Raw genomic sequence first — 13894 nt, forward strand, 5'->3', positions numbered from 1 at the left:
AGGAACAAAAATGAATTCAACGATCTGGCTCGCGCTGGCCCTGGTCCTGGTGCTTGAAGGCCTGGGACCGATGCTCTATCCACGCGCCTGGCGTCGAATGATCGCCACCATGAGCCAACTGCCGGATAATATTTTACGTCGTTTTGGCGGCGGTCTTGTGGTTGCGGGCATCGTGATCTACTACATGTTGAGGAAAACGATTGGCTGATCAAAAAGTAGGCGCAATCGGCGTATTTTGAGGTCAAAAAGTGCTGTATATCTGAAAAAGCGATGGTAGAATCCATTTTTAAGCAAACGGTGATTTTGAAAAAAATGGGTAACAACGTCGTCGTACTGGGCACCCAATGGGGTGACGAAGGTAAAGGGAAGATTGTTGATCTTCTGACTGAACGGGCTAAATATGTTGTGCGCTACCAGGGCGGTCACAACGCAGGCCATACTCTCGTAATCAACGGTGAAAAAACCGTCCTCCATCTTATTCCATCAGGCATTCTTCGCGAAAACGTCACCAGCATCATCGGTAACGGCGTTGTGCTGTCTCCAGCGGCGCTGATGAAAGAGATGAAAGGTCTGGAAGACCGTGGTATCCCTGTTCGTGAGCGTCTGCTGCTCTCCGAAGCCTGCCCGCTGATCCTGGATTATCACGTGGCGCTGGACGTAGCGCGTGAGAAAGCGCGTGGCGCGAAAGCGATCGGCACCACCGGTCGTGGTATCGGCCCGGCTTACGAAGATAAAGTTGCACGCCGCGGTCTGCGCGTGGGCGATCTCTTCGACAAAGCGACCTTCGCTGAAAAACTGAAAGAAGTGATGGAATATCACAACTTCCAGCTGGTGAACTTCTACAAAGCTGACGCTGTTGACTACCAGAAAGTGCTGGATGACGTCATGGCGATTGCAGACATTCTGACCGGTATGGTTGTTGATGTGTCCGATCTGCTGGACCAGGCGCGCAAGCGTGGCGATTTCGTCATGTTCGAAGGTGCGCAGGGTACGCTGCTGGACATCGACCACGGTACCTATCCGTACGTCACCTCCTCTAACACCACCGCGGGTGGCGTGGCGACCGGCTCTGGCCTGGGTCCACGTTATGTGGATTACGTCCTGGGCATCATCAAAGCGTACTCCACTCGCGTGGGTGCGGGTCCATTCCCGACCGAACTGTTTGATGAAACCGGCGAGTTCCTGTGCAAGCAGGGTAACGAGTTTGGCGCGACCACCGGTCGCCGCCGTCGTACCGGCTGGCTGGATGCGGTTGCCGTGCGTCGTGCAGTGCAGATCAACTCCCTGTCTGGCTTCTGCCTGACCAAGCTGGACGTACTGGACGGCCTGAAAGAAGTGAAAATCTGCGTCGGCTACCGTATGCCAGATGGCCGCGAAGTGACCACCACTCCGCTGGCTGCTGACGACTGGGAAGGCATTGAGCCAATCTACGAAACCATGCCGGGCTGGTCTGAGACCACCTTCGGTGTGAAAGAGCGTAGCGGCCTGCCGCAGGCGGCGCTGGATTACATCAAGCGTATTGAAGAACTGACCGAAGTGCCGATCGATATTATTTCTACCGGCCCGGATCGTACTGAAACGATGATCCTGCGCGACCCGTTCGACGCATAATCTTCGTGACTGCTGGCCTGCGGGGAGACCCGTAGGCCGGATAAGCGTAGCGCCATCCGGCGACCGCTCCTGGATCTCCGCTTTTTCGCCCCGTCTGTCAAATAAATTAGCCGCTAACTATCTGGCTGGTTTATCATCATTAATGAATATCTCTGCGGTTTGTCCGCGATTTCCCTTTTCCTGAGGTTGATGTGCAGTTAACAAGTTTCACCGATTACGGCTTACGTGCGCTGATTTACATGGCGTCGTTACCCGAGGGGAAGATGACCAGTATCTCTGAAGTGACAGAGGTCTACGGCGTATCCCGTAATCATATGGTCAAAATAATCAATCAACTTAGTCGTGCCGGATACGTTGCTGCCGTCCGCGGGAAGAATGGTGGGATCCGTCTCGGTAAACCGGCACAGAGTATTCGTGTTGGCGATGTGGTACGTGAACTGGAGCCGCTGTCTCTGGTGAACTGCAGCAGCGAGTTCTGCCACATCACGCCCGCTTGCCGCCTCAAACAGGCGCTTTCTAAGGCCGTGCAAAGTTTTCTCATGGAACTGGATAACTACACGCTGGCCGATTTGGTTGAAGAGAATCAACCGCTTTATAAATTATTGCTGGTGGAATGAAGAAAATTTCCACCGGAGCTGACAACGGAGGAACCGACATGTCACACGATCCTTTCCAGGAACGCGAAGCCGAAAAATACGCGAATCCTATCCCCAGCCGCGAGTTCATCATTGAACACTTAACAAAACGCGAAAAACCCGCCAATCGTGAAGAACTTGCCGTTGAATTAAATATTGAAGGTGAAGAGCAGATTGAAGCCCTTCGCCGCCGCCTGCGCGCGATGGAGCGCGACGGGCAACTGGTCTTTACCCGCCGCCAGTGCTACGCGCTGCCGGAACGCCTCGATCTGCTGAAAGGGACCGTCATTGGTCACCGCGATGGCTTCGGCTTCCTGCGCGTGGAAGGCCGTAAAGACGATCTGTATCTCTCATCTGAACAGATGAAAATGTGCATCCACGGCGACCAGATCCTGGCACAGCCGCTGGGCGCCGACCGTAAAGGTCGCCGCGAAGCGCGCGTCGTGCGCGTGCTGGTGCCAAAAACCAGCCAGATTGTCGGCCGCTACTTTACCGACGCGGGCGTTGGGTTCGTGGTGCCGGACGACAGCCGTCTGAGCTTCGACATCCTGATCCCACCTGAAGAGGTGATGGGTGCCCGCATGGGCTTTGTGGTGGTGGTGGAACTCACCCAGCGCCCAACCCGTCGCACCAAAGCGGTAGGTAAAATCGTCGAAGTGCTGGGCGATAATATGGGCACCGGCATGGCCGTTGATATGGCGCTGCGCACCCACGAAATTCCGTACATCTGGCCGAAAGCGGTTGAAGAGCAGATCGAAAGCCTGCGTGAAGAAGTGCCGGAAGAATCCAAAGTGGGCCGCGTGGATCTCCGCTCCCTGCCGCTGGTTACGATCGACGGTGAAGACGCCCGTGACTTCGATGACGCCGTCTACTGCGAGAAAAAACGCGGCGGCGGCTGGCGTCTGTGGGTCGCTATTGCAGACGTAAGCTACTATGTTCGTCCGCACACTCCGCTGGATAACGAAGCGCGCAGCCGCGGTACCTCGGTCTACTTCCCGTCCCAGGTCGTGCCGATGCTGCCGGAAGTGCTCTCTAACGGCCTGTGTTCCCTGAACCCGCAGGTTGATCGCCTCTGTATGGTTTGCGAGATGACCATCTCCACCAAAGGGCGCTTAACCGGCTACAAGTTCTACGAAGCGGTGATGAGCTCGCACGCGCGTCTGACCTATACCAAGGTCTGGCATATGCTGCAGGGCGACCAGGATCTGCGCGAACAGTACGCGCCGCTGGTCAAACACATCGAAGAGCTGCATAACCTCTACAAAACGCTGGATCAGGCGCGCGAAGAGCGCGGCGGGATCTCGTTTGAGAGTGAAGAAGCGAAATTTATCTTCAACGCCGAGCGCCGCATTGAGCGTATCGAACAGACCCAGCGTAATGATGCCCACAAGCTGATCGAAGAATGTATGATTCTGGCGAATATCTCGGCGGCACGCTTCGTTGAGAAAGCCAAAGAGCCTGCGCTGTTCCGTATCCACGATAAACCGTCGACGGAAGCCATCACCGCGTTCCGCTCCGTGCTGGCTGAACTGGGCCTGGAGCTGCCGGGCGGCAACAAGCCAGAGCCGCGCGATTACGCCGAGCTGCTGGAATCCATTAGCGATCGTCCTGATGCAGAAATGCTGCAGACGATGCTGCTGCGCTCAATGAAGCAGGCGATTTACGATCCGGAAAACCGCGGACACTTCGGCCTGGCGCTGCAGTCTTACGCCCACTTTACGTCGCCGATCCGTCGTTATCCTGACCTCTCCCTGCACCGTGCGATCAAGTATCTGCTGGCGCAGGAGCAGGGACATAAAGGGAACACCACCGAAACCGGTGGCTACCACTATTCGATGGAAGAGATGCTGCAGCTGGGTCAGCACTGCTCCATGACCGAACGCCGTGCCGATGAAGCCACCCGCGACGTGGCGGACTGGCTGAAGTGTGACTTTATGCTGGACCAGGTCGGTAACGTCTTCAAAGGTGTGATTGCCAGCGTGACCGGCTTTGGCTTCTTCGTTCGTCTGGACGAGCTGTTCATCGACGGTCTGGTGCACGTCTCCAGCCTGGATAATGACTACTACCGCTTCGACCAGGTCGGCCAGCGTCTGATTGGCGAATCTGGCGGCCAGACCTATCGTCTGGGCGACCGTGTGGAAGTGAAGGTTGAGGCCGTGAATATGGACGACCGTAAAATCGACTTCAGCCTGATCTCCAGCGAGCGCGCCCCGCGTAACGTCGGTAAAACCGAACGCGAAAGAGCGAAAAAAGGCGGAAACGGCAAAACGAGCGGCAAGCGCCGTCAGGCCGGTAAGAAGGTGAACTTCGAGCCGGACAGCGCGTTCCGCGGTGAGAAGAAGCAGAAGCCGAAGGCGGCGAAGAAAGAAGCCCGTTCAGCGAAGAAACCTTCCGCGAAGACACAGAAAATAGCGGCCGCCACCAAAGCGAAGCGCGCGGCCAAGAAAAAGCAGGCGGAGTAAAATCTCCCCTCATCCTGACCCTCTCCCCAACGGGGGGAGGGGAAATACTTATTACGAGAACCATCAATGAGTGAAATGATTTACGGCATCCACGCGGTGCAGGCCCTTCTCGAGCGCGCACCGGAGCGTTTTCAGGAAGTGTTTATTCTGAAAGGGCGTGAAGATAAACGTCTGATGCCGCTGATCCACGCCCTGGAAGCGCAGGGCGTGGTGATCCAGCTGGCGAACCGCCAGTTCCTGGATGAAAAAAGTGAAGGCGCGGTTCACCAGGGGATCATTGCCCGCGTGAAGCCGGGCCGTCAGTATCAGGAAAACGATCTGCCGGATCTGATCGCTGAGCTGGATAACCCATTCTTCCTGATCCTCGATGGCGTAACCGATCCGCACAACCTCGGCGCGTGTCTGCGCAGCGCGGATGCGGCGGGCGTGCATGTGGTGATCGTGCCGAAAGATCGCTCCGCGCAGCTGAACGCGACGGCGAAGAAAGTGGCCTGCGGCGCGGCGGAAAACGTTCCGCTGATCCGCGTGACCAACCTGGCGCGCACCATGCGTCTGCTGCAGGAAGAGAACATCTGGATCGTCGGTACCGCCGGTGAAGCGGATCATACTCTGTACCAGAGCAAAATGACCGGCCGTCTGGCGCTGGTGATGGGGGCGGAAGGTGAAGGCATGCGTCGTCTGACCCGCGAGCACTGCGATGAGCTGATCAGCATCCCGATGGCGGGCAGCGTGTCCTCCCTGAACGTGTCTGTTGCGACGGGTATTTGCCTGTTTGAAGCGGTGCGTCAGCGTAGCTGATTTTCGCCCGGTGGCGCTTCGCTTACCGGGCCTACGGTTTTGTAGGCCGGGTAAGGCGAAGCCGCCACCCGGCAAAACAACCTCACTCCTCTAACGACCGCAAATGGTCATCCTTCCTCAGAGTCATCAGCGCGAAAATACTCACCACCGCCGTTGCCATCACGTAATACGCCGGAATATCCAGGTTACCCGTCTGCTTAATCAGCCCGGTAATGATTAACCCTGCGCATCCCGAGAAAATCGCGTTCGATAACGAGTAGGCCAGCCCCAGCCCGGTATAGCGCACGCGCGTCGGGAACATCTCAGAGAGCATCGCCGGGCCCGGCCCCGCCAGCATGCCCACCAGACCGCCCGCAATCAACACCACAACAGCCTTCACCGCCAGCGTGCTGGACTCCGCCTGCAGAAGTTTCAGCAGCGGCAGGGCGAGGATCAGCAGCAGCGCGGTGGCGATAATCATCACCGTGCGACGCCCGATCCTATCGCTCAGGATCCCCGACGGAATGATGGTCAGCGCAAACCCAACGTTCGAAATCACCGCGATCAGCAGCGCCTGGTTAAACCCGGTGTGTAGCGCCGACTGGAGATAGGTCGGCATAATCACCAGGTAAGTGTAACCCGCCGCAGACCAGACCATTACGCGCCCAATCCCCATCACGATGGCCCTGAGCGTAGCGGCAATATCCGCCTGAGCGACAGCCGGTTTGTCCTGCTGCTGCACAAAGCTGGGCGTCTCCTCCATGCTGACGCGAAGCCACAGCGCAACAACACCCATGGGCAGCGCCAGGAAGAAAGGAATGCGCCAGCCCCAGTCGTGCAGGGCTTCAGGCGTGAGGAGGGCGGAGAGCAGCGCCACGATGCCTGCGCCCGCCAGCAGCCCCAGCGCCACGGTAAAGGACTGCCACGCGCCATAGAGGCCGCGCCTGCCGCGCGGGGCGAACTCCGTCATCAGCGAGACCGCACCGCCGTACTCGCCGCCGGCGAACAGTCCCTGCAGGATGCGAAGCAGCGTAACGATCAGCGGTGCGGCAATGCCGATGCTGGCATAGACCGGCACAATGCCGATGGCGGCGGTGGCCAGCGTCATGAGTACCAGCACAATAATGAGCGTCGGCTTTCGGCCAATTCGGTCGCCGATGCGGCCAAACACCACCGCACCCAGCGGACGGAAGAAGAAGGCGATGGCGAATGAGGCGTAGGTGAGGATCAGGCTGGTAAGCCCAGCTTCCCCTTCAAGCTGGAAGAAGTTCTTCGCAATGACGGTCGCCAGAAAACCGTAGACCGCAAACTCATACCACTCGATAAAGTTACCAATGGAGCCGGCAATTAATGCTCGCTTGTGCGCATCCGGTTGCATAACGATCCTCATTGAAAAGGGTAAGAATAAATTATTCAACAAAAGCGAAGTCATGAAATAGTTTATTCTTATGTTCTGTGAGCTATTTCACGAATGATATCAGCGGGATCGTGAACGTGTGACTCCCCTCCCATGCAGCGTGTGCGCGGTCTGTCCATACTTATCGTCATTGCCACTGAAGGAGGGAGACAGTATGCACTGGCAGACCCATACCGTTTTCAATCAACCCGCACCGCTTTCCAACAGCAACCTTTTCCTTTCGGACTGCGCGCTGCGTGACGCAGTTTCGCGCGAGGGGGCCGAGTGGGATGTTGAGCTGCTCGCCAGCATCGGGCAGCAGTTAGGTACCGCAGAGTCGCTGGAGCTGGGCAGGCTGGCGAACGTGAATCCGCCGGAGTTGCTTCGCTATGACGCCACCGGAGAGCGCCTGGATGACGTTCGCTTTCACCCGGCGTGGCACCTGCTGATGCAGGGGCTGTGTGCCAATCGGGTGCATAACCTGGCGTGGGAAGAGGAGGCGCGTAAAGGGACGTTTGTCGCGCGGGCCGCACGCTTTGTGCTTCATGCTCAGGTGGAAGCGGGCACGCTTTGTCCGGTCACCATGACGTTTGCCGCCACGCCGCTCCTGCAGCAGGCGCTTCCCAAAATATTTCACGACTGGCTGACGCCGCTGCTCAGCGATCGCTACGATCCGCATCTGGCCCCCGGCGCGCAAAAGCGCGGCCTGCTGATTGGTATGGGGATGACGGAAAAGCAGGGCGGCTCGGACGTGCTGAGCAACACCACCAAAGCGGAAAAATGCAGCGACGGCAGCTACAGGCTGGTGGGGCATAAATGGTTTTTCTCCGTCCCGCAAAGCGATGCGCATCTGGTGCTGGCCCAGGCGAAGGGCGGGCTGTCCTGCTTTTTTGTGCCGCGCTTTTTACCTGACGGACAGCGCAACGCCGTCCGGCTGGAGCGCCTTAAGGACAAGCTCGGGAACCGCTCCAACGCCAGCAGCGAGGTGGAGTTTCTTGATGCCTCCGGCTGGCTTCTGGGGGAAGAGGGCGAAGGGGTACGGCAGATCCTCAAAATGGGCGGTCTGACGCGCTTTGACTGCGCGCTGGGCAGCCACGGACTGATGCGTCGGGCGCTCTCGGTGGCGCTGTACCATGCGCATCAGCGCCAGACCTTCGGCAAAAATCTTATCGATCAGCCGCTCATGCGCGAAGTGCTAAGCCGGATGGCGCTGGTGCTGGAGGGGCAAACGGCGCTGCTGTTTCGCCTGGCGCGGGCGTGGGATAAACGCACGGATCCGCAGGAGGCGGCATGGGCGCGGCTGTTTACCCCGGCCGCGAAGTTTAGCGTGTGCAAAGCGGGCATCCCGTTTGTCGCTGAAGCGATGGAGGTGCTGGGCGGAGTCGGGTACTGCGAGGAGAGCGAACTTCCCCGCCTGTATCGCGAGATGCCGGTGAACAGCATCTGGGAAGGGTCCGGCAACATCATGTGCCTGGACGTGCTGCGCGTGCTGGCGAAGCAGCCGGGGATTCACGATCTGCTTGCCGATGAGTTTGCACAGGTAAAAGGGCAGGACAGACACTTCGACCGCAGCTGGCGACAGCTTCAGCAAAAACTGCGTAAACCGCAGGAGGCGCAGGGGCGGGAGATCGCGCAGCAGCTTTTCCTGCTGGGTGCCGGGAGCGAAATGCTGCGGCACGCGTCGCCTCCGGTGGCGCAGGCGTGGTGCCGCATGATGCTCGATACCCGTGGCGGCACGCTGATGAGCGAGCAGGTGCAAAGCGACCTGCTGCTGCGTGCGACGGGCAGAGTTGGCTAGCCTTTTAGCTGGAACAGACTCACCAGCTGGGCCAGATGTGATCCCTTCTCGCGCAGCGTTTGAGCCGTTTGTTCGCTGCGTGAGATGCGATCCGCATTGATATGCGACGCTTCGCCAATGTGGGTCATGGCGAGATTAACCTGGCCAATCCCTGCGGACTGCTCGCGTGAGGCATGGTTAATCTCGGTGACCAGCTGGCTGATGTTATCGATGTGAATGATGATGTCATCCATCGCCAGGCGGGTCTTTTCAGACAGCGCATGGCCCTCACTCACTTTTCTGAGCGTATCGCCAATCAGCTGTTCAATCTCCTTCACCGCGTTAGCGCTGCGTCCCGCCAGGGCGCGAACTTCCTGCGCGACTACCGCAAACCCTTTTCCGTGCTCGCCCGCGCGGGCCGCTTCCACTGCCGCATTCAGCGCCAGAATATTGGTCTGGAAAGCGATGGATTCGATCACGCGCGTGATGTCTTCGATGCGTTTTGACGCTTCGCGAATATCGTCCATGGTCGACACCGCGTGGGTGACCGTCTCACCGCCCTGATGGACCGCGAGCGAGGTTTCACCGACCAGCTGTTGCGTTTGCTCCATGTTGGCGGCATTTTGCTGCACAGTGGCGGCCAGCTGCTCCATGCTGGCGGAGGTCTCTTCCACGCTGCTCGCCTGCTTGTTGATCTGCTCTGAAATCTCGCCGGTGTCGGCGGCCAGCGCGTTGGTGCCCAAATGGATCTCGCCAGCGGCCTCGCGGACCTGCAGGACAATTTTTTGCAGGCCGCCGCCGATGCCGTTGATGGCGTCGATCAGCTGGCCGACTTCGTCCTGGCACGTCACGGGCAGGCTGGAACGGAGATCCCCTGCGGCATATTGCCGGGCAAGATGGATCACATTGCGCAGCGGTCGGGTCAGCACGCGGCGAATAAGAATCACGAACAGGCCAGCAAACAGAATGGATAAGACCACGCCGGCCAGCAGGAAGCGATCGCGCATGGCGGTAACGCTTGAGAGCAGCACCGATTTATCCACTTCGCCGACGATAGTCCAGTTCCAGCCTGGCAGCGGGGTATAGGCCATTTTCAGCGTGCGGCCGTCGTCGCTTACGCGTTCCAGCGTGCCGGGCTTGTCACTCAAAAGCTGTTGCTGCGTCGCGCCGTCCCACTTTGGCAGCTGTCCCTCTTCACCGGCATGGAACAGGTATTGCCCGCGCGTTTTGCCGTTGCTGCGATCCAGCACGAAGAAGTGGCCGCTTTCGCCCAGGCGACGGGTGAGGATTTTCTCGCGCATGACGTTCCAGGAATGCGTAATGTCCACGCCAACAAAGACGATCGCAATGACCTGGCCTTCGGCGTTTTTAACCGGCTGATACTGGGTGATATAGCGTTTGCCAAACAGCAGCGCCAGGCCACGGTAGACTTCCCCTCTGTTGACTGCGGCAAAGGCCGGGCTGGCGGTATCCAGCAAGGTGCCCATCGCCCGCTCGCCGTTCTCTTTGCGCAGGGAGGTGGCGACGCGAACAAAGTCGTTACCGCTGCGTACAAACAGCGTGGAGATTGCTCCCGTACGGCTCAGAAAATCATCGGAAAAAGAGGTATTTTCATGGAGTTCAGCTTCTCCCCCTTTCAGTAGGGGAACGGTGAGCCCGTTAATGGTCCGGGGCTGCTGAGTATCGACGCTAAAAGGCTGGGGCAGAAATGTCGTAAACAGTTTGGTGTAGCTTTCGACTTCTTCGCTCAGGCTGGTATTAAACATCTGCACCATGTCGACCATGCCGGTGGACTGATTATGCAGATCTTCGACGGCGAGGGCTTCAAGCTGCTGGCTGGCTTTTTGACTGAGCAGAAAAGTGAAAAGCAGAAACAGCGTGGCGACACTGATGCCCGTAAGCAGCGACAGCTTTGCCCCCAAGCCTGCACGGCGAAAAACGTTGATCATAAATTGCTCATCATTGAAAAGGTATGGTTCTTCAACGGCAGAGCGGGGATTACGTTTACTGAATTAATGTAACAAAATGTTATTTTCTTGTTATTGATTGGTTTTTCATAAGATAAAAGATTTGCAAAAACGAAAAGCCACTAAAAATAAGTGGCTTTTATCAGGGGGGATATTACACGTAAAGAATGGCCTGTACTCGCCAGCGATCGATGTGGTGATCTTCCTGCATCTGGATGATGCGATACCATGAAGCACCCTGCTCATCGGCCTTTAATGCCACAACGCGTTCAACGTCCTGCGGGCTCCCCGAGATATTATTCACGGAGATCTGGCCAATTTCATTCAGGCCAGTCACACAGTCAGCACTGGCGAATTCTGCTGACTGCGCGGTGGTGCTCACCAGGCCTGCTGAGAGCAACAGAGAGGTCAAAGCAAGAGTTCGTTTCATCGTCAGCTCCATTTCACATATCTCCGGTATCCGCCGGGCAATCCTTCGCGAATAAACTCCCTTCCATTGACGCGGGCATGGAGTTTATTGTGGACAGGAAAATGTCTATGGACGCAAAGCAGTGTAAATCTCGTTCAAAGGAAAACCATTATTTACGGTACAAAATGGCCTGTGAATACCACTGTCCCGTTATGATGGTTTCGTCGATCATAATGATGACGTAATAATCTGCTTTGGCGGCGACGGCCTGTGCTTTTATTGCCGCTTCTGCGTCATCCGGGGAGCCGCGAACCAGCGCGGAAATCGTGCCCATTCGTTGTAATCCTTCCGTCTGATTACGACGAATCTCCTGTGGATGATCGGCGACCGGTGGAGCGGGTTGCGGCGTTCCCTGCAGCGCGCTACAGCCACTGAGCAGAAACACCAGCACTAAAGCAGCAAACCTGCGCATAACCATATCTCGTTTCCTGATAGCCATAGTGTAGTTGTCTGTGAATTTAGTTTTGGGGGAATGTTCCCGAAGTGTTATCTGGGACGTATATTTCGAATGAAAATGACGTGAAAGCGTAACCCAGTTCTCAACATTATGAATCATACATTCGCACAGGGTCGACAATGATTGAAATTGAAATACGCCACCTCGGCGACCATGAAATTTTACACGCGATGCCTGCGGGTAAACGTGATAAGCCGCTGCCTGTTGTGGTTTTTTATCACGGGTTTACCTCATCGAAGCTGGTTTACAGTTATTTTGCGGTTGCGCTGGCGCAGGCGGGTTTTCGCGTGGTGATGCCGGATGCGCCTGACCACGGCGCTCGCTTTACGGGCAATGAACAGGCGCGGCTTGGGCAGTTCTGGCACATTCTGCACGGGAGTCTGACCGAGTTTGCCGGGGTGCGCGAGGCGCTTTATGAGGCCGGCCTGGTTGCCGACAATCGTCTGGCTGTCGCCGGGGCGTCGATGGGCGGTATGACGGCGCTGGGGATTATGACGCATCATCCGGAAGTGAAGTCGGTCGCCTGCCTGATGGGCTCGGGTTATTTTACGTCGCTGGCGAAGACGCTCTTTCCCCCTCAGGATTCAGCGGAAATCACCGCGACGCTCGAAGAGTGGGATGTGTCCCGGTCATTGCCGCGCGTGGCCGATCGCCCATTGCTGCTATGGCACGGTGATGCAGATGATGTGGTCCCGCCCGAGGGAACCTTCCGTCTGCAGCAGGCGTTAATAAATGCAGGCCTGGACGGTAATCTCACCTGTCTGTGGGAAGCGGGCGTCCGCCACCGCATCACGCCAGCGGCGCTGGACGCCACGGTGGCATTTTTCCGCCAGTACCTTTAAATGCGCAGCACCTTAACTCCCTGATCTTCCAGCTTCTGGAGGAGCTCAGGGGGGCTTATGCCGATGGTATTCCGGAGCCTTTCTCAAAAAAAAGCCCCCGGGCAGGGGGCAACGTCAACTATGGCTATGTTCTCGTTGTTGGCTTTCCTGGTGCTAGCGTTAAAGCGTTATCGGTAAATATCTGCACTGGCGTGCATGTTGCCGTTGCTGCCGGGCTCACGGGTTAACATCACGTGGTAATAGGTTGCGCCCTGCGCATCGGTTTCTTCGTTTAGGGCCTGATCTGCTTCACTTTCCGTGGCGAAATTATGATTGATGTAAATGACGCCCAAGCTTTGCACATCATCCATGTTTCTGGCCTGTCGGCTGTCTATCTTGATGGCTGCCATCGCGTTTGCACTGAGCAAAAGCGCCGCCATTATGGCTAATGCGATTTTTTTCATGATATGCGCTCCACGACTACGTGCTGCGAGAGGGGGGGGCTCCTTCTTTAATTCAGGCGATCTCTGATTAAAGTGTAATCACTCATCCGGCGGGGATGCGTGACCATTTCTGATGCAGTTGTTCAAAAAAACAACGCTTCCGGGTGTGACCAATTTTAAATCACCTACTTAGACCCGCTTCGCGCTTTGTGCGAATTATTTGTGCAATCAGCTTGAGTTTCCAGGGGCGCGCAAGTATTATGACGCGTCAATTTTTCAGCCGACCTTTAACACGTTCCTTGCCTCCCCGGGCCTCGGCTGACCCAGACAGGAGGCTGAATAATCCGTAAGGAGCAATTCGATGCGTCATTACGAAATCGTTTTTATGGTCCATCCTGACCAGAGCGAACAGGTTCCGGGTATGATCGAGCGTTACTCTGCTGCCATCACTGGTGCAGAAGGTACGATCCACCGTCTGGAAGACTGGGGCCGCCGTCAGCTGGCTTACCCGATCAACAAACTGCACAAAGCACACTACGTTCTGATGAACGTTGAAGCGCCGCAGGAAGTTATCGATGAGCTGGAAACTACCTTCCGCTTCAACGATGCCGTTATCCGCAGCATGGTTATGCGTACCAAAAACGCAGTTACCGAAGCATCTCCGATGGTTAAAGCGAAAGACGAGCGCCGTGAGCGTCGCGATGATTTCGCAAACGAAACCGCAGATGATTCTGATGCTGGGGATTCTGAAGAGTAATTTCTGATGACCAACCGTCTGGCGTTGTCCGGCATCGTATGCAGGGCTCCCCTTCGAAAGGTCAGTCCATCAGGAATTCCGCATTGCCAGTTCGTGCTTGAGCATCGTTCTGTGCAAGAGGAAGCCGGGTTTCACCGGCAGGCGTGGTGCCAAATGCCCGTTATTATTAGCGGACACGAAAACCAGGCCATTACTCACAGTTTAACGGTCGGTAGCGCAGTAATCGTTCAGGGGTTCATCTCTTGCCACAAGGCAAAGAACGGCCTGAGCAAAATGGTTCTGCATGCCGAGCAGATTGATTTGATAGATTCTGGAGACTAGC

14 protein-coding genes are annotated in these 13894 nt (G+C 56.8%); 9 read left to right on the forward strand and 5 right to left on the reverse strand.

From position 1 onward, the window contains the following. The first annotated feature begins 10 nt into the window (after nt 1-10). The 5 genes from ACW9E7_RS00945 (at nt 11) to rlmB (ending at nt 5506) form a co-directional block, all read left to right on the forward strand. Nucleotides 11-208, forward strand: coding sequence for a DUF2065 domain-containing protein (locus ACW9E7_RS00945; protein ID WP_003855996.1), 198 nt, complete (start codon nt 11-13; stop codon nt 206-208). Between the two features lie 104 nt (nt 209-312). Further along, nucleotides 313-1611, forward strand: a complete 1299-nt coding sequence (locus ACW9E7_RS00950) for an adenylosuccinate synthase (protein WP_006178975.1) — start codon at nt 313-315, stop codon at nt 1609-1611. Between the two features lie 191 nt (nt 1612-1802). After that, on the forward strand, nt 1803-2228 hold the full coding sequence (gene nsrR, locus ACW9E7_RS00955) for a nitric oxide-sensing transcriptional repressor NsrR (protein WP_111965420.1): 426 nt from the start codon (nt 1803-1805) through the stop codon (nt 2226-2228). Nucleotides 2229-2266: 38 nt separating this feature from the next. Next, nucleotides 2267-4708 (forward strand): ribonuclease R, encoded by a 2442-nt coding sequence (gene rnr, locus ACW9E7_RS00960; RefSeq protein WP_115876625.1) that lies wholly within the window; start codon nt 2267-2269, stop codon nt 4706-4708. Nucleotides 4709-4774: 66 nt separating this feature from the next. Next, on the forward strand, nt 4775-5506 hold the full coding sequence (gene rlmB / locus ACW9E7_RS00965) for a 23S rRNA (guanosine(2251)-2'-O)-methyltransferase RlmB (RefSeq protein ID WP_274241833.1): 732 nt from the start codon (nt 4775-4777) through the stop codon (nt 5504-5506). Nucleotides 5507-5588: 82 nt separating this feature from the next. Here the strand turns inward: rlmB and ACW9E7_RS00970 are convergent, their stop codons facing one another. Then, a complete protein-coding gene (locus ACW9E7_RS00970) occupies nt 5589-6863 on the reverse strand; it encodes an MFS transporter (RefSeq protein WP_133293629.1) in 1275 nt (424 codons plus the stop codon). 193 nt (nt 6864-7056) lie between these two features. On the opposite strand from ACW9E7_RS00970, the gene ACW9E7_RS00975 reads away from it, so the two are divergent. Beyond that, nucleotides 7057-8679, forward strand: a complete 1623-nt coding sequence (locus tag ACW9E7_RS00975; RefSeq protein WP_458727098.1) for an isovaleryl-CoA dehydrogenase — start codon at nt 7057-7059, stop codon at nt 8677-8679. Here ACW9E7_RS00975 and ACW9E7_RS00980 read toward each other — a convergent pair. The 3 genes from ACW9E7_RS00980 to bsmA all read right to left on the reverse strand — a co-directional run bounded on the left by ACW9E7_RS00980 (nt 8676) and on the right by bsmA (nt 11533). Then, nucleotides 8676-10607, reverse strand: coding sequence for a methyl-accepting chemotaxis protein (locus ACW9E7_RS00980; protein WP_458727099.1), 1932 nt, complete (start codon nt 10605-10607; stop codon nt 8676-8678). The two genes, ACW9E7_RS00975 and ACW9E7_RS00980, sit on opposite strands and share 4 nt — an antisense overlap. A gap of 172 nt (nt 10608-10779) precedes the next feature. Further along, nucleotides 10780-11067, reverse strand: a complete 288-nt coding sequence (gene yjfN, locus ACW9E7_RS00985) for a DUF1471 family protease activator YjfN (RefSeq protein ID WP_115876621.1) — start codon at nt 11065-11067, stop codon at nt 10780-10782. A gap of 136 nt (nt 11068-11203) precedes the next feature. Next, nucleotides 11204-11533: a biofilm peroxide resistance protein BsmA gene (bsmA, locus tag ACW9E7_RS00990; protein ID WP_111965385.1), complete on the reverse strand. Its 330-nt coding sequence runs from the start codon at nt 11531-11533 to the stop codon at nt 11204-11206. A 137-nt stretch (nt 11534-11670) separates the two neighbouring features. On the opposite strand from bsmA, the gene yjfP reads away from it, so the two are divergent. Next, nucleotides 11671-12393 (forward strand): esterase, encoded by a 723-nt coding sequence (gene yjfP / locus ACW9E7_RS00995; RefSeq protein WP_127729357.1) that lies wholly within the window; start codon nt 11671-11673, stop codon nt 12391-12393. A 167-nt stretch (nt 12394-12560) separates the two neighbouring features. Here the strand turns inward: yjfP and yjfY are convergent, their stop codons facing one another. Beyond that, a complete protein-coding gene (gene yjfY / locus ACW9E7_RS01000; RefSeq protein WP_010427445.1) occupies nt 12561-12836 on the reverse strand; it encodes a DUF1471 family protein YjfY in 276 nt (91 codons plus the stop codon). A gap of 340 nt (nt 12837-13176) precedes the next feature. Here yjfY and rpsF point away from each other — a divergent pair, with 340 nt between their 5' ends. Both rpsF and priB read left to right on the forward strand, forming a co-directional pair. Beyond that, entirely contained in the window at nt 13177-13572 is a 396-nt protein-coding gene (gene rpsF / locus ACW9E7_RS01005) for a 30S ribosomal protein S6 (RefSeq protein WP_014068637.1), read from the forward strand. 6 nt (nt 13573-13578) lie between these two features. Further along, on the forward strand, nt 13579-13893 hold the full coding sequence (priB, locus tag ACW9E7_RS01010) for a primosomal replication protein N (RefSeq protein WP_008502895.1): 315 nt from the start codon (nt 13579-13581) through the stop codon (nt 13891-13893). The last annotated feature ends 1 nt before the right edge of the window (nt 13894 follow it).

Source organism: Enterobacter sp. H2G27 (assembly GCF_054403075.1).

What these genes read in the sequence shown, in the direction of transcription:
- yjfP (WP_127729357.1), top strand. Translation starts at nt 11,671, where the DNA reads ATGATTGAAATTGAAATACGCCACCTCGGCGACCATGAAATTTTACAC.
- ACW9E7_RS00975 (WP_458727098.1), top strand. Translation starts at nt 7,057, where the DNA reads ATGCACTGGCAGACCCATACCGTTTTCAATCAACCCGCACCGCTTTCC.
- ACW9E7_RS00970 (WP_133293629.1), bottom strand. Translation starts at nt 6,863, where the DNA reads ATGCAACCGGATGCGCACAAGCGAGCATTAATTGCCGGCTCCATTGGT.
- bsmA (WP_111965385.1), bottom strand. Translation starts at nt 11,533, where the DNA reads ATGGCTATCAGGAAACGAGATATGGTTATGCGCAGGTTTGCTGCTTTA.
- yjfY (WP_010427445.1), bottom strand. Translation starts at nt 12,836, where the DNA reads ATGAAAAAAATCGCATTAGCCATAATGGCGGCGCTTTTGCTCAGTGCA.
- yjfN (WP_115876621.1), bottom strand. Translation starts at nt 11,067, where the DNA reads ATGGAGCTGACGATGAAACGAACTCTTGCTTTGACCTCTCTGTTGCTC.
- ACW9E7_RS00945 (WP_003855996.1), top strand. Translation starts at nt 11, where the DNA reads ATGAATTCAACGATCTGGCTCGCGCTGGCCCTGGTCCTGGTGCTTGAA.
- rnr (WP_115876625.1), top strand. Translation starts at nt 2,267, where the DNA reads ATGTCACACGATCCTTTCCAGGAACGCGAAGCCGAAAAATACGCGAAT.
- rpsF (WP_014068637.1), top strand. Translation starts at nt 13,177, where the DNA reads ATGCGTCATTACGAAATCGTTTTTATGGTCCATCCTGACCAGAGCGAA.
- rlmB (WP_274241833.1), top strand. Translation starts at nt 4,775, where the DNA reads ATGAGTGAAATGATTTACGGCATCCACGCGGTGCAGGCCCTTCTCGAG.
- ACW9E7_RS00950 (WP_006178975.1), top strand. Translation starts at nt 313, where the DNA reads ATGGGTAACAACGTCGTCGTACTGGGCACCCAATGGGGTGACGAAGGT.
- ACW9E7_RS00980 (WP_458727099.1), bottom strand. Translation starts at nt 10,607, where the DNA reads ATGATCAACGTTTTTCGCCGTGCAGGCTTGGGGGCAAAGCTGTCGCTG.
- priB (WP_008502895.1), top strand. Translation starts at nt 13,579, where the DNA reads ATGACCAACCGTCTGGCGTTGTCCGGCATCGTATGCAGGGCTCCCCTT.